At 72.2% G+C, this 22,254-nt stretch carries 21 protein-coding genes; 9 read left to right on the forward strand and 12 right to left on the reverse strand.

All coding sequences use genetic code 11. The features are described 5' to 3' along the window. Positions 1-36 precede the first annotated feature (36 nt). Complete coding sequence (locus tag TBIS_RS01215) at positions 37-438, reverse strand: hypothetical protein (RefSeq protein ID WP_013130505.1); 402 nt, start codon at positions 436-438, stop codon at positions 37-39. Positions 439-593: 155 nt separating this feature from the next. Here TBIS_RS01215 and TBIS_RS01220 point away from each other — a divergent pair, with 155 nt between their 5' ends. Further along, entirely contained in the window at positions 594-1,133 is a 540-nt protein-coding gene (locus TBIS_RS01220; RefSeq protein WP_148231428.1) for a tetratricopeptide repeat protein, read from the forward strand. A 396-nt stretch (positions 1,134-1,529) separates the two neighbouring features. Here the strand turns inward: TBIS_RS01220 and TBIS_RS01225 are convergent, their stop codons facing one another. The 7 genes from TBIS_RS01225 to TBIS_RS18930 all read right to left on the reverse strand — a co-directional run bounded on the left by TBIS_RS01225 (position 1,530) and on the right by TBIS_RS18930 (position 10,528). Continuing rightward, a complete protein-coding gene (locus tag TBIS_RS01225; protein ID WP_041431083.1) occupies positions 1,530-2,654 on the reverse strand; it encodes a hypothetical protein in 1,125 nt (374 codons plus the stop codon). 241 nt (positions 2,655-2,895) lie between these two features. Then, positions 2,896-5,481 (reverse strand): ATP-dependent chaperone ClpB, encoded by a 2,586-nt coding sequence (gene clpB / locus TBIS_RS01230; RefSeq protein WP_013130508.1) that lies wholly within the window; start codon positions 5,479-5,481, stop codon positions 2,896-2,898. A gap of 27 nt (positions 5,482-5,508) precedes the next feature. Continuing rightward, positions 5,509-5,856 carry a heat shock protein transcriptional repressor HspR gene (locus TBIS_RS01235; RefSeq protein WP_013130509.1) on the reverse strand — a complete coding sequence of 116 codons (348 nt, stop codon included), beginning with the start codon at positions 5,854-5,856 and terminating at the stop codon, positions 5,509-5,511. 4 nt (positions 5,857-5,860) lie between these two features. Then, positions 5,861-7,012, reverse strand: coding sequence for a molecular chaperone DnaJ (dnaJ, locus tag TBIS_RS01240; protein ID WP_013130510.1), 1,152 nt, complete (start codon positions 7,010-7,012; stop codon positions 5,861-5,863). 78 nt (positions 7,013-7,090) lie between these two features. After that, on the reverse strand, positions 7,091-7,813 hold the full coding sequence (gene grpE, locus TBIS_RS01245; RefSeq protein WP_013130511.1) for a nucleotide exchange factor GrpE: 723 nt from the start codon (positions 7,811-7,813) through the stop codon (positions 7,091-7,093). Beyond that, positions 7,810-9,675: a molecular chaperone DnaK gene (dnaK, locus tag TBIS_RS01250; protein ID WP_013130512.1), complete on the reverse strand. Its 1,866-nt coding sequence runs from the start codon at positions 9,673-9,675 to the stop codon at positions 7,810-7,812. Before dnaK ends, grpE begins: the two co-directional genes overlap by 4 nt. 400 nt (positions 9,676-10,075) lie before the next feature. Beyond that, the gene (locus TBIS_RS18930) at positions 10,076-10,528 is read right to left on the reverse strand and encodes a hypothetical protein (protein ID WP_013130513.1); all 453 of its coding nucleotides are present in this window, start codon (positions 10,526-10,528) and stop codon (positions 10,076-10,078) included. 454 nt (positions 10,529-10,982) lie between these two features. Between TBIS_RS18930 and proC the strand changes: the two genes are divergently transcribed. From proC to TBIS_RS01285, 7 genes are all read left to right on the forward strand, one after another. After that, on the forward strand, positions 10,983-11,777 hold the full coding sequence (gene proC, locus TBIS_RS01260) for a pyrroline-5-carboxylate reductase (RefSeq protein ID WP_013130514.1): 795 nt from the start codon (positions 10,983-10,985) through the stop codon (positions 11,775-11,777). Positions 11,778-12,151: 374 nt separating this feature from the next. Further along, on the forward strand, positions 12,152-13,315 hold the full coding sequence (locus TBIS_RS01265; protein WP_013130515.1) for an acetoin utilization protein AcuC: 1,164 nt from the start codon (positions 12,152-12,154) through the stop codon (positions 13,313-13,315). A 473-nt stretch (positions 13,316-13,788) separates the two neighbouring features. Further along, complete coding sequence (locus tag TBIS_RS01270) at positions 13,789-13,992, forward strand: helix-turn-helix domain-containing protein (RefSeq protein ID WP_013130516.1); 204 nt, start codon at positions 13,789-13,791, stop codon at positions 13,990-13,992. Positions 13,993-14,159: 167 nt separating this feature from the next. Then, positions 14,160-14,261 carry a 30S ribosomal protein bS22 gene (locus TBIS_RS18435; RefSeq protein WP_083785191.1) on the forward strand — a complete coding sequence of 34 codons (102 nt, stop codon included), beginning with the start codon at positions 14,160-14,162 and terminating at the stop codon, positions 14,259-14,261. Between the two features lie 63 nt (positions 14,262-14,324). Further along, the gene (locus TBIS_RS01275) at positions 14,325-15,338 is read left to right on the forward strand and encodes an NAD-dependent epimerase/dehydratase family protein (RefSeq protein WP_013130517.1); all 1,014 of its coding nucleotides are present in this window, start codon (positions 14,325-14,327) and stop codon (positions 15,336-15,338) included. A 5-nt stretch (positions 15,339-15,343) separates the two neighbouring features. Continuing rightward, entirely contained in the window at positions 15,344-16,273 is a 930-nt protein-coding gene (locus tag TBIS_RS01280) for a lysophospholipid acyltransferase family protein (RefSeq protein WP_013130518.1), read from the forward strand. Positions 16,274-16,401: 128 nt separating this feature from the next. Then, positions 16,402-17,421, forward strand: coding sequence for an alpha/beta fold hydrolase (locus tag TBIS_RS01285; protein ID WP_241019813.1), 1,020 nt, complete (start codon positions 16,402-16,404; stop codon positions 17,419-17,421). 15 nt (positions 17,422-17,436) lie between these two features. On the opposite strand, the gene TBIS_RS01290 is transcribed toward TBIS_RS01285, so the two are convergent. The 3 genes from TBIS_RS01290 to TBIS_RS01300 all read right to left on the reverse strand — a co-directional run bounded on the left by TBIS_RS01290 (position 17,437) and on the right by TBIS_RS01300 (position 19,886). After that, complete coding sequence (locus tag TBIS_RS01290) at positions 17,437-18,297, reverse strand: HAD family hydrolase (RefSeq protein WP_013130520.1); 861 nt, start codon at positions 18,295-18,297, stop codon at positions 17,437-17,439. 54 nt (positions 18,298-18,351) lie between these two features. Further along, positions 18,352-19,074: a DUF5667 domain-containing protein gene (locus TBIS_RS18000; RefSeq protein WP_013130521.1), complete on the reverse strand. Its 723-nt coding sequence runs from the start codon at positions 19,072-19,074 to the stop codon at positions 18,352-18,354. Positions 19,075-19,223: 149 nt separating this feature from the next. Beyond that, complete coding sequence (locus TBIS_RS01300; protein ID WP_041431091.1) at positions 19,224-19,886, reverse strand: sigma-70 family RNA polymerase sigma factor; 663 nt, start codon at positions 19,884-19,886, stop codon at positions 19,224-19,226. Between the two features lie 163 nt (positions 19,887-20,049). On the opposite strand from TBIS_RS01300, the gene TBIS_RS01305 reads away from it, so the two are divergent. Continuing rightward, positions 20,050-21,507 carry a putative quinol monooxygenase gene (locus tag TBIS_RS01305; protein ID WP_013130522.1) on the forward strand — a complete coding sequence of 486 codons (1,458 nt, stop codon included), beginning with the start codon at positions 20,050-20,052 and terminating at the stop codon, positions 21,505-21,507. A 452-nt stretch (positions 21,508-21,959) separates the two neighbouring features. Here the strand turns inward: TBIS_RS01305 and TBIS_RS01310 are convergent, their stop codons facing one another. Further along, the gene (locus tag TBIS_RS01310; protein WP_013130523.1) at positions 21,960-22,244 is read right to left on the reverse strand and encodes a glutaredoxin family protein; all 285 of its coding nucleotides are present in this window, start codon (positions 22,242-22,244) and stop codon (positions 21,960-21,962) included. Positions 22,245-22,254 lie beyond the last annotated feature (10 nt).

Genomic DNA, 22,254 nt, shown 5'->3' on the forward strand with positions numbered 1-22,254 from the left:
CGCCCGGGCCGTACGGCGTGCGGCGGGCGGTGGCGGTCACCGCCCCGGGGAGGTGGCCCGGTGACGATCGCCCGGTGACGTGAGCCGGGTCGGCACCTCGGTCGGCGCCGCGGTCGGCATGACGAACGTGTTCCAGATCGCCGGGGCGAACGTCCGCCCGGTGTCCTGCCACGGCCGGGTGTCCCTGGGCGGCCGGAGCGGCAGCTCACCGGAGGCCGCGGCCCGATCCCGGGTGGAGCGGCCGTAGGCGCAGCCCGTGGCCGCGACCGGGCGCACCGTGGACAGCTCCATCATCCGCAGCTTGGCCTGCAGCCGGGCGAGCTCCTGGCGCGCCTCGTGCAGCGCCTCGACCTGGGCGGAGATGTAGCCGGCGACCCCGGGGACGACAGCGGAGAGCACGGTCGCTGAGGCGAGAGCGCAGATCATCCGCCTTGACATGGCATACGGCTCCTCCACGAGCGGCTCACGTGGGGGCAATATGCCCGGTCGGTCACGAGTGGACACGTTGTGTGATTGAGCTTGTGTGAAACGTAGCCATGCCAATGCCGAGGATTGTCCCGACAGAACCGATTCAGGGCGCGTAGCCTCGGTCTGTGGCACACGTGACCAGTGAGCAGCTCAACCGGCTGCTCGACCAGGCCCTGCTCCAGGGCGATCACGACGCCCTCGCCGGGCGGCTCGACGCGCTCGCCCGGGAGTACGAGTCCGGCGAGATGTCGCGGGCGGCCGTCCTCGTGCTCGCCGCGGAGCAATGGCGCCTGGCCGGACGGCCGGAGATCGCGCTCGAGCGCTATCAGCAGGCCGCCGAGGACGGCGGTGACGTTGTGATCGACCCGCGTGCCGGGATCGCCGACACGCTCTTCGAACTGGGGCGCGCCGACGAGGCGAGGCGGGCGCTCGCCGAGCTGTGGGACGAGGGCGGCTGGACCCCGGACACCGCGCTGGCCGTGGCCGAGACGCTCGTGGCGTACGGTGATCTCCCCGCCGCTCACGAGTGGGCCACGGCGGGGGTGCGCGCGTGTCAGGGGCCCACCGCCACCCGGGACGCCCTGCTCCGCCTCCGGTACCGGATCCGCGTCGACCTCGGCATGCCGGAGGATCAGCTCGACGCCATGCTCGACGGCGCGGGCTGAGCGGCCGGAGTCGGCGCCCTCGGTGCGGGCGGCGTGCGGGCGGCTCGGGCCGGCCGCGCGATCCTCTGCCGTGCGATCCGGAAGCGGCCGAGGGATCGGCGCGCCGGCCGCGACGCGGGCTCGAGCGCCGCACGGTGAACGGGAACCGTACCGGGATCCCGGAACCCGGGGCCGGCGCGGTGAGACAGCAGGGGCGCGGGCCGCGGGCGCGGAACGGTGGGCGGAACCGTACCGGGATCCCGGAACCCGGGGCCGGCGCGGTGAGACAGCAGGGGCGCGGGCTCGAGCGCCGCATGGTGGGCGGACCCGTACCGGGATCCCGGAACCCGGGGAACGGCGCGGCGAAACAGAGAAGGGGCCGGCTGCGGCCCCTTCGGTCTTCTCCGGCCCCGGCCGCTACGGCAGCAGGCCCTTGCCGGTGTTCGCGAGGCGCGTCACCGCGCCGGTGGTGGCGAGGGCGGGGGCGGTGATGTCACCGGGCATGTCCACGATCCGCGGCAGCGGCTGCGTCTGGTGCTGGACCCGCGACTGCTGGGGCTTGCCCTGGAGCGCCGGCGTGCCGGCGCGCTCGGCCTTGCGGTGCGGCACCCCGTTCAGGGCCTTCCCCTTGACCTTCTTCGCCTCCGCCTTGACGTGTCCCTGCTTCTTCCCCGGCACGAGGCCGTGCTTCTTGTGTCCCGGTACGAGGTCCTTCTTGTGCACCGGCAGGTGGCCCTGCTTCTTGTGCGGGGCGGGCGCGGCGGGGTGGGCCTGGAGCCGCGACGGCCGCTCCGCGGTGGACGCCGTGGCGGGCTTGGCGTGGTGGCCGGGGTGGCCCATCTTCCCGGACGGGTGGGCCTTGGCCGCGTCCTTCACCGGACCGGCCTTCTTGCCGGGCACCGCCTTGCCCGTGTTCGTGCCGGGCGCCGCCTTGCCCGTCTTCACACCGGCCCGGGGCTTGGCGACCGTGCCCTCCCCGGTCGCGGGCCGCGGGACGGCCTGGGCCGGACGCCGCCCGTCGGCGGCGGGGGCCTGCTGGGCCGCCGGGCGGTTCTCATCCGCGCTCCCCGGCTGCGGCGCGACCGCACCGGCGTCCGTCCCCCTGCGCTGGGCGGCCGGCGCGCACCGCGGTTCCGGGGCGGCGGCCTTGATGGGCGCGATGTCCAGCAGGGGCACCGACGGCACCATGGGCGGCTGGGGAACGGTACCGGAGGCCGAGGGGTCGGCCTGCGCGGAGAGCGGGAGGCGCGCCGGAGCCTGCTGGGTGATCGGCGTGAGCGCGCCGAGCGGCTTGGCGTCGGGAAGCAGCGACCTGGCGTCGGGCAGCACCGGGGGGCCGCCCTTCCCGCCGGGCAGCGGCGGGAGGAGGTCCTTGGTGCCGGGCAGCGCCCGCGCCTTGCCCTGGGGGCCGAGGAGCTGATCCAGGGCCGCCGAGCCGGACCGCCCCGGCAGCGACGGGATGCCCCGCGCCGCCGCGGCCCCGGCGGTGTCGGCGATGCTCAGCAGGCCGACCGGCGGGGCGAGGGATACCTGCCTCGCCATGTGCGTGCGGGCGGGCGCGTCGCACCCGGTGGTGGCCGTGACATCCCTCGCCAGCGCCGGGCCGGTCGAGAGCCAGCTGACCCCCGCGGTGACGGCTGCTATCGCGAGGCAGCGCCCCCGAATCCTTTGTGATGCCTTGGACATCCACGTCCCCCTGACTGCTCTCAGTAGTCCGACGAACGCCGAACGTAGCAGCGGGGGAAAAGCGCGGGGCGCGCTTGCCGCAATGGTGGTGAGATCCTTACCGAGCGGGCCGGATGGTCAGCGCATCCCTTGCCGAATCCAGATCAACGATCACCTCATCGCCGTCCCGGATGTTGCCCGCGAGCAGCTCCTTGGCGAGCTGGTCCCCGATCGCCGTCTGGATCAGCCGGCGCAGCGGGCGGGCGCCGTACATCGGGTCATACCCGGTCAGCGCGAGCCACTCCCGGGCGGCGGGCGTCACGGTGAGCGTGAGCCGCCGCTCGGAGAGCCGGCGGGCGAGCCGCGCGACCTGCAGGTCCACGATCTTGGTCAGTTCCTCGGTGCCGAGCGGGTCGAAGATGATGATGTCGTCGAGCCGGTTGAGGAACTCCGGCTTGAACGCCGCCCGCACGGCGTTCATCACGGCCTCGTGCTTGGCCGCCTGATCCAGCTGCGGATCGACGAGGTACTGCGAGCCGAGGTTCGAGGTCAGGATCAGGATCGTGTTCCGGAAGTCGACCGTGCGGCCCTGACCGTCGGTGAGCCGGCCGTCGTCGAGGACCTGGAGCAGGATGTCGAAGACCTCCGGGTGGGCCTTCTCGATCTCGTCGAGCAGCACCACCGTGTACGGCCGGCGGCGGACGGCCTCGGTGAGCTGACCGCCCTCCTCGTACCCGACGTAGCCGGGCGGCGCACCGACCAGCCGGGCCACGGTGTGCTTCTCGCTGTACTCGCTCATGTCGATGCGCGTCATGGCGCGCTCGTCGTCGAAGAGGAACTCCGCGAGCGCCTTGGCCAGCTCGGTCTTGCCGACGCCGGTCGGGCCGAGGAACATGAACGAACCGGTCGGCCGATCGGGGTCGGAGATGCCGGCCCGGGCCCGCCGTACCGCGTCCGAGACGGCCTGGACGGCCCGGTGCTGGCCGATCAGGCGCTTGCCCAGCTCGTCCTCCATCCGGAGCAGCTTGGCGCTCTCGCCCTCCAGCAGCCGGCCGGCCGGGATGCCGGTCCACGCCGAGACCACCTCGGCGATCTCGTCCGGGCCGACCTCCTCCTTCACCATCGGCGCGGTCTCCGCCGCCTCGGCGATCTTGGAGGCCTCGCTGAGCTCCTTCTCCAGCCGCGGGATCTCGCCGTACATGAGGCGGGAGGCGGTCTCGAAGTCGCCGTCGCGCTGGGCGCGCTCGGCCGCGCTCCTGGCCTCGTCGAGCTGCTTCTTCAGCTCGCCGACCTTGTTCAGCCCGGCCTTCTCCCGCTCCCACCGGCTGATCAGCGCGTTGAGCTCCTCCTGCTTGTTGGCGAGCTCCTCGCGGAGCTTCTCGAGCCGCTCCCGGCTCGCCGCGTCGGTCTCCTTGGCGAGCGCGAGCTCCTCCATCTTGAGCCGGTCCACGCTCCGCTGGAGCTGGTCGATCTCCACCGGCCGGGAGTCGATCTCCATGCGCAGCCGGGACATCGCCTCGTCGACGAGGTCGATCGCCTTGTCGGGCAGGAACCGCGCCGTGATGTACCGGTCGGAGAGCGTGGCCGCGGCCACGAGGGCGCTGTCGGAGATCTGGACCTGGTGGTGCGCCTCGTAGCGGCCCTTGAGCCCGCGCAGGATCGCGATGGTGTCCTCGACGGACGGCTCGCCGACGTAGATCTGCTGGAACCTGCGCTCCAGGGCCGGGTCCTTCTCGATGCGCTCCCGGTACTCGTCGAGCGTGGTGGCGCCGATCATCCGCAGCTCACCGCGGGCGAGCATGGGCTTGAGCATGTTGCCGGCGTCCATCGCGCCCTCGGCCGCGCCGGCGCCGACCACCGTGTGCAGCTCGTCGATGAACGTGATGATCTGGCCGTCGCTCGCCTTGATCTCGTTGAGCACGGCCTTGAGCCGCTCCTCGAACTCGCCGCGGTACTTGGCGCCGGCGACCATCGCGCCGAGGTCGAGCGCGACCAGGCGCTTGTTCTTCAGGGTCTCCGGCACGTCCCCGGCGACGATCCGCTGGGCGAGGCCCTCGACCACGGCCGTCTTGCCGACGCCCGGCTCCCCGATCAGCACCGGGTTGTTCTTGGTGCGGCGGGAGAGCACCTGGATCACCCGGCGGATCTCGGCGTCCCGCCCGATGACCGGGTCGAGCTTGCCGGCCCGCGCCCGCTCGGTGAGGTCGACGCCGTACTTCTCCAGCGCCTGGTAGGTGTCCTCCGGGGTCTCGCTGGTGACCCGGGCGTGCCCGCGCACCTTCTCGAACGCCTCGAGCAGCGCGTCGGCCGTGGCGCCCTCCTGCCGGAGGAGCTCGGCCACCTGGCCGCCGTCCGAGGCGAGCCCGACCATGAGGTGCTCGGTCGAGACGTACTCGTCCTCGAGCCGCTTGGCCCGCTCGGCCGCGGTGTTGAGCACGGAGATGAGCTGGCGGGAGGTCGACGGAGCGCTCACCGTGGCCCCGCGCGCCTTGGGCAGCCGGCCGAGGAGCTCCTCGTTGCGGGCGCGCAGCCGCCTCCAGTCCGCGCCCACCGCCTCCAGCAGCGGCACCGCGATGCCACCCGTCTGGGCGAGCAGCGCCGCCAGCAGGTGGGCGGGCATCACCTCGGGGTTACCGTCGGCGGTGGCCCGCCGCACGGCCGCGGAGAGTGCCTCTTGGCTTTTCTGGGTGAGCTTGTATTCCATAGGGTCCGGTTCGCCTCGTTCCCGATGTCAGGCTGGTGGCAGTTCGTAGCGGACCAATGCCCGCAGCATGGCGACTTCACCCCGGAGCCGGTTGATCTCCTCACGCAGGCGCATGTTCTCCGTCTCGAGCTCGAGGATGCGCTTGATCCCGGCGAGATTGATCCCGTGCTCCTGCGAGAGCCGCTGGACCTCGCGGAGCAGCAGGATGTCCCGAGCGGAGTACAGGCGTCCGCGGCCTGCCGAGCGCCCGGGGCTGACCAGGCCCAGCCGGTCGTACTGGCGCAGGGTCTGCGGGTGCAGCCCCGCGAGCTGGGCGGCTACCGAAATGACGTAGACGGGAGTGTCATCAGTCAGCTCAAAGGGGTTCGCATCCATCGGCTCACTCGCTTCGGGCCTGCTTGATCAGCTCCTCACGGGGGTCGGGCCCCTCGGTGGCGATCCGGAACTCCTCGAGGGCCGCGCGGGCCTTGTCGTTGAGCCGCTGCGGCACCACCACCTGGATCGTGACGAGGAGGTCGCCCCTCGTGCCGTCTTTCCTCGGGACCCCACGGCCCCGGACCCGGAAGGTGCGCCCGTTCGGCGTGCACTCCGGAATGCGCAGCGTGACCGGCATGCCCTTGAGCGTCGGTACCTTGATCTCGGCGCCGAGGGCCGCCTCGGCGAACGTGACCGGTACGGTGACCGTCAGGTTCTCCCCGCTGCGGCCGAACACCGGGTGCTGTTTCACGTGAACCAGCACATACAGGTCGCCGGCGGGCCCACCGTGCTCGCCGGGCGCGCCCTTGCCCTTGATCCGGATGCGCTGGCCGTCCGCGACCCCCGCCGGGATGCGGGCGTGGATGGTGCGGGTGCTCCTGCCCCGCCCGCTGCCCTGGCAGACCACGCACGGGTCGTCGACGATGAGGCCACGCCCACGGCAGTGGCGGCACGGCTCCGAGAACGCGAAGCTGCCGAGGTTGCGGCTCGCCGTCCCGGTGCCCTCGCACATCGGGCAGACCCGCGGGGTGGTGCCCGACTTCGCTCCGGTGCCGCTGCAGGCGCTGCACGCCGACGAGCTGGTCAACCGCAGGGGGATGGTGGTCCCCTCGACCGCCTCGCTGAAGGAGAGCGTGACCTCGGTCTCGATGTCCTGGCCCCGCCGGGGCCGGGTCGTGGTGCGGGTCGAGCGGCCGAAGAGGCCGCCGAACAGGTCGCCGATGCGGTCACCGGCGACCGTCCCGGAGAACAGGTCACCGAAGTCGAAGGTGAAGCCACCGCGCTGGCCGCCCGCCCCGGCGAAACCGCCGAGCCCCGAGCCGAACAGGGAACGGGCCTCGTCGTACTCCTTCCGGCGCTTGGGGTCGGAGAGCACGTCGTAGGCCTCGGAGATCTCCTTGAACCTCTCCTCGGCCTCCTTGTTGCCCTTGTTGGCGTCGGGGTGGTACTTCCGGGCGAGCTTGCGGTACGCCTTCTTGATCTCCTCGGCCGACGCGGATTCGGGCACACCAAGGACGGCGTAGTAGTCCTTCTCCAGGTAGTCCTTGGTGCTCATCTATCGCTTCCTTCACACGACAGGGGAGGGTGGGGTGTCTCCCCCGATCTTCCCGGATCGGGGGAGACACCCCGGTGGTCAGTTCTGCTCACCCGAGGGCGCGCCGGGCTCCGTGTCCGCGGGTGAGGCCGCCGCGTCGCCGGGCTCCGCCGCGTCCGGCCGCCCGGCCTCGCCGCCCTCCGGAGCTCCGGATGGCGCCTCGGGGGCCGGCTCCGGCGGGGGCTCGGCCACCGCGACCCGGGCGGGGCGCAGGATCCGCTCGCCGTACCGGTATCCGAGCTGCAGGATCTCGACGCACGTGGGCTCGGTCACGTCCGGCGAGTAGCTGTGGGCCAGCGCCTCGTGCACGGTCGGGTCGAAGGGCTCGCCCTTCTTCCCGTACGCGCTCAGGCCCAGCTTGGTGAGGGTGGACTCCAGCAGCTCGGCCACCTTGGCGAAGCCGCCGACGAGCTCGCCGTGCTCACGCGCCCTGCCGATGTCGTCGAGCACGGGCAGGAGCTCGTAGAGCACGCCGCCGACGGCCTGCTCCCGGACCAGCGCCTTGTCCCGCTCGACTCGCTTGCGGTAGTTGCTGAACTCCGCCTGGACGCGCTGGAGGTCCGCTGTCCGCTCCGCGAGAAGATCCGCGATCTGCGCATCGGCCGGAGCCGACGCAGCCTGCGCGCCGCCGCCGGGCTGCTCGTCCTTCTTCTCCTGCCCCTGCTCCGCGGCGGTCTTCCGGGCCTGCCCGGTCTCCGGATCGATCTTCCGCTTATCGCGGATGACCGGCCCCTGCTCGGAGCCGTTCTCGCTCGAGGTCACTTGCTGCCGCCCTCCCGGTCCTCGTCCACGATCTCAGCCTCGACCACGTCCTCGTCCTTGTTCTGGGAGCCCGAGGTCTGGCCGCCCGAGGCCGCCGCGGTCTGCTCACCGGCGGACTGGGCGTTGGCGTAGATCGCCGAGCCCATCTTCTGGCTGACGGTGGCGAGCTTCTCGGCCGCGTTGCGGATGGCGGTGACGTCGCTGCCCTCCAGGGCCTTCTTCAGGTCGGAGAGCGCGGCGTTCACCTCGTTCTTGACGTCGGCCGGGACCTTGTCCTCGTTCTCCCGGAGGAACTTCTCGGTCTGGTAGGCGAGGGCGTCGGCGTTGTTGCGCGTCTCGGCCTCTTCACGCCGCTTGCGGTCCTCCTCGGCGTACTGCTCGGCCTCGCGCATCATCCGCTCGATCTCCTCCTTCGGCAGGGCGGAGCCGCCGGTGATGGTCATCGACTGCTCCTTGCCGGTGCCGAGGTCCTTGGCCGAGACGTTGACGATGCCGTTGGCGTCGATGTCGAAGGTGACCTCGATCTGCGGGATGCCGCGCGGCGCCGGCGGGATGCCGGTCAGCTCGAAGGTCGCGAGTTTCTTGTTGTAGGCCGCGATCTCGCGCTCGCCCTGGTAGACCTGGATCTGCACCGACGGCTGGTTGTCCTCGGCCGTGGTGAAGATCTCCGAGCGCTTGGTCGGGATCGTGGTGTTCCGCTCGATGATCTTGGTGAAGATGCCGCCCTTGGTCTCGATGCCGAGGCTGAGCGGCGTGACGTCGAGCAGCAGGACGTCCTTGACCTCGCCCTTGAGCACACCGGCCTGAAGCGCGGCGCCGACCGCCACGACCTCGTCCGGGTTGACGCCCTTGTTCGGCTCCTTCCCGGTCAGCTCACGGACCAGGTCGCTCACCGCGGGCATCCGGGTCGAGCCGCCGACCAGCACCACGTGGTCGATGTCGGAGACCTTGATCCCGGCGTCCTTGATCACCTGGAAGAACGGGCCCTTGCAGCGCTCGAGCAGGTCGGCGGTGAGCCGCTGGAACTCGGCGCGGGTGAGCTTCTCCTCCAGGTGCAGCGGCCCCTCGGCGGAGGCGGTGATGTAGGGCAGGTTGATCGTGGTCTCCGTCTGCCCGGACAGTTCGATCTTGGCCTTCTCGGCCGCCTCGCGGAGCCGCTGGAGGGCCATCTTGTCCTTGGACAGGTCGATGCCGTGCGCGTTCTTGAACCGGCGCACCAGCTCGTCGACGATCCGCTGGTCCCAGTCGTCGCCACCGAGGTGGTTGTCACCGCTGGTGGCCTTCACCTCGACGAAGCCGTGGCCGTCCTCCTGGCCGACGTCGAGCAGCGACACGTCGAAGGTGCCACCGCCGAGGTCGAAGACGAGGATCGTCTGGTCCTTCTCCTTGTCGAGGCCGTACGCGAGGGCCGCGGAGGTGGGCTCGTTGATGATCCGGAGCACGTTGAGCCCGGCGATCTGCCCGGCCTCCTTCGTGGCCTGCCGCTGCGCGTCGTTGAAGTAGGCGGGCACGGTGATCACCGCGTCGGTGATCTTCTCGCCCAGGTACGCCTCCGCGTCCTGCTTGAGCTTCTGCAGGATGAAGGCGCTGATCTGCTGCGGCGTGAACTTCTTGCCGTCGATGTCGATCTTCCAGTCGGTGCCCATGTGGCGCTTGACCGACCGGATGGTGCGCTCGACGTTGGTCACCGCCTGGCGCTTGGCGACCTCGCCGACGAGGATCTCTCCGTTCTTGGCGAAGGCGACCACCGACGGGGTGGTCCGGGAGCCCTGCGCGTTCGCGATGACCGTGGGCTCACCGCCCTCGAGAACCGCGACGACGGAGTTGGTCGTTCCCAGGTCGATACCTACCGCACGTCCCATGAGTCTGTCCCTGTGAAGAAAGTTGAGTCCAGCCGACTCAATATTGGCGGGCTTGAGTCTGCCATGTCAAACCAACTTGAGCCTACTCGACTCAACCCTGCCGGGCGCGCATACATTCCCGGCGATCTCGCGGATGCGCGGCCCGGCCGTGGGCTGAGGCGTCCCGGTCCTCGGGCGGGGATGCGACCGCGCCGGGGCCGTACGGGCTCCGGCGGCCGGAGCGGAGCGGCCGGCCGGCGGCCGGTGCGGGCGACCGGCCGGCAGTGATGAGAGGCGACGGCCGGCGACGGTGCGGGCGAACGGCCGGAATTGCTGACCGGCGGCAGGCCGGCGCCGGTGAAAGGCACTCGGCCGCCGTGGGGCCCGGACGGACGGGGAGCGAACGCGACGGGCGCGGGGATCACTCGCGCGCCCCGTCGGCCACCTGCCGACCGCCGAGCGGGGCGCGCAGCCTCACCTCGGTCGACTTCCGTACGGCGAGCATGATGCAGGCCGCGTCGGGTGAGCGCCGGTCGGCGCCCTCGTAGAGGGTGATGGTCACCTTGTCCCGGGACTCGGCCACCTCCACCCGGTCGAGCACATGGCACGGCTCCACGCCCGACCACCACACGACCGTGAGCGTCCGGCCGTCGGGGGACGCGGTCACCTCGGTCCAGGGGACCTTGCGGGGCGCGACCGTGTTCCCGGCCGGGGTGACCGGGGACGGGCTCGGCTCCGGAGGCGGGCTCGCCAGGGGCGAGAGGGTGTGGACCACCACGGAGTCCGGCGGCGCCGGCGAGGCCGCCGACGACCGCGCCGACGGGTCCGGCGAGCCCTGCCCGCACGCGGCCGCCAAGGAGAGCAGAGGGATCATCCAGAGCCTTCGCATACCTGTGTGACGGCTCCGGCGCCCGGGCGGTTCAGCGCGGCCCGCACTGGCTCCACGGCGGGGTGCACCCGTGCTCCGTGACGGGCGCCGTGCTCCGCGGCGGGTGCACCCGTGCTTCACGGCGGTGCGTCTTCGCTCCACGGCGCTTCGTGCTCCGCGGCGGGTGCGCGCCGCGCGGCCGCGGCGGGTCACAGTGATCCCTGCCCGCCGGGCCGGCCGGTGGCCGGCCGCGGCGAGCGGCGTTGCCGCCCGCACCGCGCCCGTGCACCCGGATCCGAAGGTGCCCGGCATGGCGGCCTCGTGTGGCCCCTCGCGCGCCCGCGGTATGGGCCCCGCGCCGCCGTACGGACGGAGTCCGATGATCGTGACCGGCCACCGGCCCGGGATCGGTAAGCTGCGGAGAGATCCCCGGAAGGACGCCCAGCGGCGAGGTAGAGCGATGATCGCGATTCTCGGGACCGGCAAGATGGGCGAGGCCCTGCTCTCCGGGCTGCTGCGCGCCGGTCGGTCGCCCGATGAGATCGTGGCGACCGCGCGCCGGCCGGAGCGGGCCGAGGCGCTGCGGAAGCGGTACGGCGTGCGGATGCTCGGCAACGCCGAGGCCGCCAGGGAGGCGGAGACCATCATCCTGGCGGTCAAGCCGCAGGACATGGACCGCCTGCTCTCCGAGATCGCCTCCTGCGACCTCGCCGACAAGCTCGTCATCTCCGTGGCCGCCGGCATCACCACGGCGTTCATCCAGGCCCGGCTGGGCGAGGTGCCCGTGGTCCGGGTCATGTCGAACACGCCGGTCCTCGTCGACGAGGCCATGAGCGTGATCTCGCCCGGCGCGCACGCCACCGAGGAGCACCTCAAGCGCACCGAGGAGCTGCTCAGCCCGGTCGGCAAGGTGGTGCGGATCCCCGAATCGCTGCAGGACGCGGCCACCGCCCTCTCCGGAAGCGGCCCGGCGTACTTCTTCTACCTGGTCGAGGCCATGGTCGACGCGGGCATCCTGCTCGGCATGCCGCGCGCCGCCGCCCTCGAGATGGTCACCCAGGCGATGGTCGGCGCGGCGATCATGCTGCGGGACTCCGGGGAGCACCCGGTCAGCCTGCGCGAGGCGGTGACCTCGCCCGGCGGCACGACGATCGCGGCCATCGCCGAGCTGGAGCGCCACCGGGTGCGGGCCGCGTTCCTCGACGCCATCGAGGCGGCCTGCAACCGCAGCCGGGAGCTCGCCTCCGGCCGCTGACCTCGGCTCACGTCCGCTCGGGCGCGCCGGGCCACCGCCCGAGCCCGCTTCCGTGCCGCGACCACCGGGCATCCGGCGGGCCGCCCACCGCCGGCGCGGGCCCCGGATGCGTGCCCGTTCACCTGCCGGTCACCCGGGCTCCGCTCGGGCGCCCGCCCGCGTGTCCCGTGACGTTCGCGCGGATCCCGTCCGCCCCTGCGCCGGTCCCGCGCGTACGGCTCTGGCCGACCTCGTGCGCAAGGCACCCCGGAGCGCCCGCCCGCGCCGGCCGTACGGCATCGGCCGGGGCGCCGGCCCGGTGGGGGAAGGCCGGCGCTTACGCGGGGATGACGGGCGGATGAATAGCCGCGGACACCGTGCGGTACGTTCGCGGCATGAGCAAGGCGGTGCGGATCGTCTGGGACGATGCCCTGACGTCCTACGACTTCGGCCCCGGGCACCCCATGGCCCCCGTGCGCGTCGCGCTGACCATGGGACTCGCCCGTGAACTGGGGCTCCTGTCCGGTGTCGACGTGGCCGGCTGCCGGCCCGCCACCGACGAGGAGCTGCTCATGGTGCACAGCCGTGACTACGTCGCCGCGGTCAAGGAGGCCTCCGCGACCGGGCGGCCGGCTCTCGCGCACGGCATCGGCACCGAGGACAACCCCGCTTTCCTCGGCGTCCACGAGGCGTCGGCGCTGATCGCGGGGGCCTCGCTCGCCGCGGCGCGGGCCGTGTGGTCGGGCGAGGCCGAGCACGCGATCAACGTGGCGGGCGGGCTGCACCACGCGATGCCGGGCATGGCGAGCGGCTTCTGCATCTACAACGACGTGGCCCTCGCGATCCAATGGCTGCTCGACCAGGGGGCCTCCCGGGTCGCCTACGTGGACGTGGACGTGCACCACGGGGACGGCGTGCAGGCGATGTTCTACGACGACCCCCGCGTGCTCACCATCAGCCTGCACGAGAGCCCGCGCACGCTCTTCCCCGGGACCGGCTACCCGCATGAGACCGGGGCGGACGGCACCGCGGTGAACGTGGCGCTGCCGATCGGCTGCGGCGACACGGGCTGGCTCCGCGCCTTCCACGCGATCGTCCCGCCCCTGCTGCGGGAGTTCCGCCCCGATGTCCTGGTGAGCCAGCACGGCTGCGACACCCACGCCCTCGATCCGCTCGCCCACCTCATGCTGAGCCTGGACGGCCAGCGGCGGACCTACGCCGCGCTGCACGAGCTCGCCCACGAGACCGCCGGCGGCCGGTGGATCGCGACCGGAGGCGGCGGGTACGAGGTCGTCCGGGTGGTCCCGCGCGCGTGGACCCACCTCATCGCCGAGGTGGCCGGCGCCTCGCTCGATCCGCTCACGCCGACCCCGGACACCTGGCGGGTCATGGTGAAGGAGCTGACCGGGGAGGTCCCGCCGCTGAACATGACCGACGGGCGGCACCCCGTGTGGCGGGACTTCGCGGACGGCTACGACCCCGCCGACCCGGTCGACCGGGCCATCATGGCCACCCGGAAGGCGGTGTTCCCGTACTACGCCCTCGATCCCATGCCCTGAGCCGCCATCGGCCCGGCGTTCCCGGATCGCGGCGCCCGGCCGCCGCACCGGCGCCGCCGGCGGCCTCGGCCCGCGCTTCGTCGCTCCTTGGTGTCCCTGTGCGCATTTCGCCGCCCGGGCGGGCGCCCCGGGCCCGGCGGCGGAGGCCGGCCGTACCCCGCGATCGCTTCGGTCCGGTCCGGAATCCGGGATTTGATCGTGTTTGCGTTGCCTGGGGCGGGAGATTGCCGAATATTTCGCGGGTCTCTGGGGACGCTGGTTAGGGAGATGTCGGTTCGCTCCGTTGAGGGAGGCGGGGTCTGATGGCCGTGGCGGCCAGGGAATTCTTTCGTTTCCCGGACAAGGTGAGCTGATCCTTGATGGAATGAGGGGTTTGCCTACTCGAAGTCCCGACTTACGCTGACGGGAGTAGACGTGCGTGAGCGATGGCACCAGTGGGGATAACCCTGAAACACGTGCGGAAGAGGCGTCCGATGGGTGCAGGCGAAAGACCTCTCAGCGAGGTGAAGTTCCTGACGGTGGCGGAGGTCGCCGCCGTCATGCGGGTGTCCAAGATGACGGTGTACCGGCTGGTGCACTCCGGTGAGCTGCCGGCCATCCGGGTCGGCCGGTCCTTCCGGGTTCCCGAGCAGGCGGTCCACGACTACTTGCGGGACGCGTTCATCGAGGCCGGATGACGTGCCCGCCGTGGCGGGCGGCCATCGTCCCGCGGGCCGATGGCCGGCGCGCCGCGCCGTGCGGACCCCCGGGTGAGCGATCTACCGTCGATCGCCGGTAGGCTGTTGGATCGGCGTGCGCTGTGCCGCCGTCTCCCGACATCCACCTCTGTTCACATGGGGGTCCTGTGGGCTCTGTCATCAAGAAGCGCCGCAAGCGCATGGCGAAGAAGAAGCACCGCAAGCTCCTCAGGAAGACTCGTATCCAGCGGCGTAACCGGGGGAAGTAGCCGGGACGGAGCGCGCGCCGGTCCCGGAGTGCCGTGCCGCACGCGCACCCCAGCGAGGTGACGATGGGCAGGACCGTGCTCGTCACCGGGGTCTCTCGCCACATCGGCGCTCGGGTGGCGAGCGCCCTCGCGGCCGATCCGGATGTGCACCGCGTGATCGGTGTGGACACGGCGCCGCCCGTCTCGAGTACCGCGCCGCCGCTCGGCCGTGTCGAGTTCGTCCGCCTCGACCTGCGCGGCCTGGACCTCGCGCAGCTCATCGCGGACAGCGACATCGACACCGTGGTGCACCTCGGCCTGCTGAGCGATCCGGCGGGCAGCCGCCCCGCGATGCGGGAGTACAACATCATCGGCACCATGCAGGTGCTCGCCGCCTGCCAGCGGTCCCGGACGGTGCGCCGGGTGGTCGTGCGTTCCACCACCGCGGTGTACGGCTCCTCGCCCGCCTCCCCGGCGGTGTGCACGGAGACCACCGAACCGGCGGACTCGCCCCATCACGGGTACGAGAGGGACGCGATCGAGGTCGAGGGCTATGCGCGGGGCTTCGCCCGGCGGCGGCCCGACGTGGCGACCACGATCCTGCGCTTCGCGCCCATGCTGGGGCCGAGGGTGGAGACGCCGCTCACCCGCTACTTCTCGCTGCCGGTGCTGCCCACCGTGCTCGGGTTCGACCCGCGGCTGCAGTTCGTCCACGAGGACGACGTGGTCGACGTGCTGTGCCGGATGGCCCGGGAGGAGCTGCGCGGCGTGTTCAACGTCGCGGGTGACGGCGTGCTGCTGCTCTCGCAGTGCGCCCGCCGGGCCGGGAAGCCGGTGCTGCCGCTGCCGTCGGCCGCGTTCCACCTGCTCGGCACGGCCGTGCGGTCCACCGGGCTGATCGACTTCTCTCCCGAGCAGATCGCCCTGCTCAGCCACGGCCGCGTGGCCGACACCACCGCGCTCGCCGCCGCCACCGGCTGGCGGCCCAAGTACGGCACCGCCGCCGCCTTCGACGACTTCATCCGGGCCCGCGGGCTCGGTAGCGACCTGCCGGCGCGGGTATTCGACCTCGCGGCCGATCTGATCCGGGGGCGGTGATCGGGATGGGGAGCGCGGAGCCGTCAGGCCCGCCCGGCACGGGCGGGGCCGGTCCGTGGCCGCCCGGGGAGGAGCGGCTCGCCGAGCTGCTCGGCTTCCTCCGGCGCAGGCTCACCGGGGAGTACGAGGTCGACGAGTTCGGCTTCGACCCCGAGTTCTCCGACTCGGTGCTCCTGCCACTGCTGCGCCCGCTCTACCGGCACTGGTTCCGGGTCGAGGTGCTGGGGGCCGAGCACGTCCCCGCGGACTCGGGCGCCCTGGTGGTGGCGAACCACGCCGGCGGCATGCTCCCCCTGGACGCGCTGATGCTGCAGGTCGCCCTGCACGACGAGGCCGGGCGGCACGTCCGGCTGCTCGGCGCCGACCTCGTCTACCGGCTTCCGCTCCTCAACCACCTGGCCCGCAAGGGCGGGCACACCCTCGCCTGCCCCGAGGACGCCGCCCGGCTGCTCGCCAAGGGGGAGCTCGTCGGGGTCTTCCCCGAGGGGTACAAGGGCATCGGCAAGCCGTTCTCCGAGCGCTACCGGCTGCAGCGGTTCGGCCGGGGCGGTTTCATCGTCACGGCGATCCGCGCCCAGGTGCCGATCATCCCCTGCGCGATCGTCGGGGCGGAGGAGATCTATCCGAAGCTAGGGGAGATCCCGGTGCTCGACCGGCTGCTCGGCCTGCCGTACGTGCCCGTCACCCCGTTCTTCCCCTGGTTCGGCCTGCTCGGGCTGGTCCCGCTCCCGTCGAAGTGGGCGATCGAGTTCGGTGAGCCGATCCGCACGGACGAGTACGACGTGGCCGACGCCGAGGACCAGTTCCTCGTCCTCGACCTGACCGACCGGGTACGCGAGACGATCCAGCATCGGCTCGAGGCGCTGCGCGCCCACCGGGGGCCGGCCTTCCGGTTCGGGCCGTTCGCCGTTGAGTTCGGCCGGTTCGGGTGCTGACCGGTCGACTTCCGGTGCTGACCGGTCCGGGACTTATTGGTCACCGAGTCTAAGAATGTGACCGACCCGTCGGTATGGTGTGCTCCGGAGAGGAGTGCATCATGGGCAAAGGGCGCAGAGCGGTACTAATGGGACTGACGGTCGGTGCCGCGGCGGGCACGCTGCGCCGGCGCGCCGCCGCCCGCCGGGCGCGGGAGCGGGAGCGGTTCTTCCGGACCACCGGCCGCAAGGTCACCGTGACCACCGATGACGGCGCGCGCATCGCCGCCGAGGTCGACGACCACCCTGCCCCCCGGGCGGCCGTGGTCTTCACGCACGGCTGGCTGATGAGCCGGCACTGCTGGCGGTACCAGCGGGACGCCCTCGCCGGCCGGGCCCTCCTGGTCAGCTACGACCATCGCGGGCACGGCGAGTCGTCGGCCGCGCCCCTCGACGCCTACACGATCGACCGGCTGGGCGACGATCTCGCCGCCGTCATCGAGGCCACGGTGCCGAGCGACCTCCCGGTGATCCTGGCCGGGCACTCCATGGGCGGGATGACCATCATGGCGCTCGCCCAGCGGCACCCCGGGCTGATCGCCTCCCGGGTCGCCGGGGTCGCCCTGCTCAGCACGTCCGCCGGGTGGAGGTCCGGCGGGCTCACCTACGGGCTGCCCGGGCCGGTGGGCCGGTTCGCCGCCCGCGCCACCCCCCGGATATTCGACGCCCTGCTCGCCCGGGCCGAGGAGATCGACCGCCGGCCTCGGCTGAAGGAGCTCGCCATGCTGCCGGTCACCCGGCTCACCGCGTTCGGCAAGAAGCCCCACCGCGCCGACGTGCGGTTCGTGAACGCCATGGCGACGGCGACCGCGACCGAGCCGATGGTGGCGTTCTTCCACCAGATCCAGGTGCACGACCGGCTGAGCGCGCTCCAGGCGCTCCAGGACGTGGAGACGCTCATCATCGTCGGGGAACGGGACCGGCTCACCCCGCCGTCCGACAGCAGGCGGATCGCCAAGGCCCTGCCCGGAGCGCGGCTGATCATCACCCCGGACGCCGGGCACATGATCGGGATCGAGCGGCCGGGCCTCGTCAACCAGGAACTGCTCGGGCTGCTCCAGCGCGCGACCGAGCGCGGCGCCGCCGGCCGCCTCGGCATCGCCTCCTGAGGGCGCCCGGCCGGGTCAGGCGGCCCGGTAGTGCCGGCGGAGCGCGATCCCGGCGGCGATCCCTCCGGCGATCGCGCCCGCCGTCGCGGCGATCGGCAGGCCGATCAACGTGATCTTGCGGCCGGTGCGGAAGTCGCTGATCTCCCAGCCGTGCTCGGCGGCGTGCTCGCGGAGCTCGCTGTCCGGGTTGATCGCGTGCGGGTGCCCGACCAGCGAGAGCATCGGCAGATCGTTCGCGGAGTCGCTGTACGCCCAGCACCGGGAGAGATCGAGCCCTTCGCGGCGGGCGAGCTCGCGGATGGCGTCGGCCTTGGCCGGGCCGTGGAGCAGGTCGCCGACGAGCCTGCCCGTGTAGACGCCGTTCTCGGTCTCGGCCACCGTGCCGAGGGCGCCGGTCAGGCCGAGGCGCTGCGCGATCACCCGGGCGAGCTCGACCGGCGTGGCCGTGACCAGCCACACCCGCCGGCCGGCGGCCAGGTGCATCCGCGCCAGGGCGAGGCTCTGCGGCCAGATGCGGTCCGCCATCTCCTCGTCGTAGATCTCCTCGCCGAGGCGCACCACGTCCTCGACCTTGAGCCCGGCGACGAACGCCAGCGCCATCTCCTTGGCCTTGGCGATGTGGTCGGCGTTCTCGCTCCCCCTGATCCGGAACCAGGCGTGGCCGATCGCGAACTTCGCCAGGTCCCGCGTGGTGAACAGACCGCGTGCGGCGAGGCCACGGGCGAAGTGGTAGATCGACGCGCCGCGCATCATCGTGTTGTCGACGTCGAAGAACGCGGCGGAGGTCGGATCCGGAGTGGCCACCGCCTCCGTGGTCTCGGCAGCCACCTCACCGGCGACTTCTGGGGAATTGCGCCGCAGCAGTAGCCGCCTCATGGCACCTCAGCTTATCCCGTGGAATGGTGCCGGGCGGTTATCCGGAGATGACATTCAAGGTCCAGAAGACGTGAACGTTTCGATGTAAATCAGATACTTACGCGCTCTCGCCTGGTTTTCCCGATCAAGCTTGGGCAGCAGCGGCTCCACCACATTGCGCTGTTCCCGGGCGAACCGCCGCACCTCGGTGCTCGCCGCGCTGCCCTTCCGGGCGACATGGGTGAGCGCCGCCCGGGTGGTCACCTCCATGTCGTCGAGCGTCTCCCCGATGAGCCGCTGGCTGTCGCGGGCCGGCGTGCGGCGCACCAGCGAGGCGGTCTCCGCGGCGCGCCGCCGGGCCACCGTCATCTCCCGCTGCGCCCGCTCGTCGTCGTCGTGGGCGAAGCTCAGCACGGTGCACTCGGCCATCCGCTTCAGCGGGTAGAGCGGCTCACCCGGGACCGAGTGGTACGTCCGCACCCCGGTGCTGAACATGAGGACGAGCAGCGCGCTGAAGACGAGCGAGGGGAGCATCCGCACGAGGACCGGCCGGCGGCGCACCGGGGGAGCGCCGGCCGGCGCCGGGGCGGCGGGCCGGGACGCCCGGGCGGCCGCCTGCTCGGCGAACCGGCGCATGAGCTCGTCGCGGAGGGCGGCGCGGAACTCCGGCCGAGGACCTTCACCGAACCACGGGCCGAGCTCGGCGATGCGCGCGGTGATCTGGCCGCTCCTGCGGCTCGCCCATCGGCCACGTCGCCGGCGCGAGAATCGCCACCAGCCCATGAACCTCCCGCCCATCGCGTGTCCGTGAAGAGGGCGCTCGACGATCCGCGTCCGGCACGGCCGGGGAACGTCGGCACCTCCCCAAACGACCCGCTGGGAATGAGGTTACGGCAGTGCGCCGGATGGTGCCCGGTGACCGCCGGGCAGGAGGGCATGATCAGATGTCAGTGCACATTGAGATCTTTGGGCAACGCCCGGGCTAGTGCCCGAATTGCTCGGAATTGCAATGCCTTGATGGCATTGCTCTTCTTGCCCATGATCTTGGCGGTCTCGGCGAGCGACATGCCGTAAACGAAGCGCAGGATCACGCACTCCTGCTGCTCGGCGCGGAGCTTCTTCACGGCCTGGATCACGTGCTCGTTGACGATGTTCGCCACGACCGCGTTCTCCGGGATCTGGGTGCTGTCCAGCGGCCGGTCGAGCACATCGGCCGTGGTCACCTCGAGACGGTTGCGCCCGGACTTGAAGTGGTCGGTGACGAGGTTGCGGGCGATCGTCACCAGCCAGGCCCCGAAGTCACGGCCCTGCCACGCGTACTCGGTGATGCCGCGCAGTGCCCGGAGGAAGGTCTCGCTGGTCAGATCCTCGGCCAGGGCGTGGCTCCCCACCCGGAAGTAGATGTAGCGGTAGACCAGGTCCACGTACCGGTCGTACAGCTGGCCGAACGCCTCGCTGTCGCCGGTCTTGGCGCGCAGCACCAGCGTCCGCAGCTGCTCGCCGTCGATATGATCATGTTCTTCCCGTGTGGACAGGCCCGCTGTTCGCGTGGACTGCGCCGCATGGGCGGCCGGTGGGGACGGCCTGGCCAACGGCCACGTGTTCGGCATCCGGTATCCCTGGGGGAAGTGGCGTCGGCGTGCCCGGAACACTTTAGAAACCATCCGGGCATAACACAATCCGTTTCGCATCGGGAAAGTCACCGGGCGTCTCCAGAGCCGCCCGGTCCCCAGCTACCGATCGCGCCGCGATGTCCGGCAGCATTGTGCCACCATGGACATCCTCGTCGCTCTCCTCGCGTTCGCCGGCGCACTGCTCGCCGGGATCACGACCGGTGTCCTCGTAGGTCGCCTCCGCGACGAGCCCAACGGCTGGCTGATCGCGTGGAGCGTCGCCACCGGAGCACTGGCTCTGTCGCTCGCGGCCATCGCCGTCGGCCACCTGACCGGGTTCGGCGCGCTGACCTTCCGCGCCTACCAGATCACCGGTTCCCTGCTCGCCCCGCTCTGGCTCGCCGCCGGGACGATCCAGCTCCTCGCCGAGCGCGCGGCGACCCGGTTCGGCGTATGGCTGGTCGGAACGGCGATCACGGTCGTCGGTGTGGTGATCACCATGGTCGACCCGATCTCCGAGTCGTTCAGCAAGCGGCTCCCCGTCGGGTCGGTGCACTGGGACATCTGGCCGGAATGGCTGCTGCGCGGGGTCCACGGCCTCGTCATCCTGACCATGCTCATCGCCCTCATCGTCGCCGTGCTGCGCTGGCGGGACGGGGACGACTACGACGCGGACAACATGAACGCGAGCGCGGTGGTCGCCCCCGCGGGCATGGCGATCGCCGGGGCGATGGAGCTCGCGCTGCCGGGGATCGTGGTCGTGGCGCTCATGGCCGGCACCGCCGGGGGTGTCTGGTACGTCGTGGCCCGCCCGCTCGCGCCGTACGAGGACGAGGAGGACGAGGACTACCTCGACGACGAGTGGGAGGACCCCCGCGAGGGCGGCCGTGCGGCGCCCGCGCCCGAGCCGGCCCGCCACCCGGCCGCCGCGGCCCCGCCGCGCCGCTCCGGGCTGGGCGACCTCGTCGCCGAGTACCGGGCCGGGGAGCAGGGCGAGGCCGCCCACCATGCCGGGCCGGGGCGGCCGGAACCGGCGGGCGACGACTTCTCCGGCCCCGCCACCGGCCAGATCATGATCGGCGACCAGATGTCGCGCTACGCCGGGATGCAGCCCCCGCCGCCGGCGCCGGTCGAGGAGGACGAGAGCATGCCGGCCACCGGCGTCGTCCTCTCCGGCGGCGAGCTGCCGATCTCCGAGGAGCTCGCCGCGGCCCTCGGGGTCGGGTTCAGCGGCGCCTCCCGGGAGGCCGGCCGGGCCGAGCAGCGGCAGAGCGGCTCGGTCAAGCCGTCGCCGGGCATCTACGGCCTGCTCACCGTCTTCACCCTCATGGACGGCTCCGGGGAGGCGTTCGACAAGCTCGCCGAGGAGACCGTCGAGGCGGTGCGGCAGCACGAGCCGGACACGCTGCTCTTCGTCTGCCACTCGGTGAAGTCCGCGCCGCTCCAGCGCATCATCTACGAGCTCTACCGGGACGAGGTCGGCTACGCCGAGCACCAGCGCCAGCCGCACATCGAGCGGTTCGTGACCGAGCGCCAGCCGCTCGTGCTGGCGGCGAACACCATCGAGCTCAAGGTCAACGCGGCGAAGGTGGTGCCGCTCCCCACCCGGTTCCGGTGAGCCCGCGCGCCCGCGGCCGAGGCCGGGCGGGTCCCCCGGGCCGGCGCGGGCTCCGGCGGCGCCCGGTGCCGGGGCCGATCCGGCCGGGACGCCGCTTCGCACCGGTGTCGCCGTACGCCGGGGTCGCGCGGCCGAGCCGCCGATCCCCGGCACGGGCCTCCGGCACCTTGCAGAGGCTCCGGCACCTGGCATGGGTCCCCGGCGCCCGGCACGGGTCTTCCGCACGCCGTGTCGCCGGTCCCGGACGGTCCCGCCACGGTCCGGTGGTCCGGGCGGTGCCGGAGAGCCGCCGGGGCAGCGGCGGTACCGGAGGTCAATGGACCCGAGGGGCCCCGCGATCCGGTGCTCCGGGCGGGGCGGCGCGGTGAGCGGCGCGCGCGAGCGGTGCCGAGGGCGATGGCCAGCGGGGCCCGCCGTGGCCGGATGAGGTCCGGGGCGGCGCCGGAGGGCGGTCAGGCCCCGGAGCCCGCGGACCCGTCGGCGGCGAGGAGCTCGGTGAGCGCGGCGCGCAGCCGCGCCTCGTCGATGCGCCAGTAGCCGTGCTGGACGCCGTCGAGGAAGACGACCGGGATCATCTCCCAGTACTCGGCCTGCTCCTCGGGGGAGAGGGTGATGTCCCGCTCCTCCCAGGGAACGCCGAACTCGGCGGCGACCTTGGCGACGACCGCGCGGGCGTCGTCGCACAGGTGGCACCCGGGCTTGCCGAGGAGCGTGATGCGATGATCGCTTGGCGCCATGAAAACCAGA

The sequence above is a fragment of the Thermobispora bispora DSM 43833 genome (genome assembly GCF_000092645.1).
GTDB lineage: Bacteria > Actinomycetota > Actinomycetes > Streptosporangiales > Streptosporangiaceae > Thermobispora > Thermobispora bispora.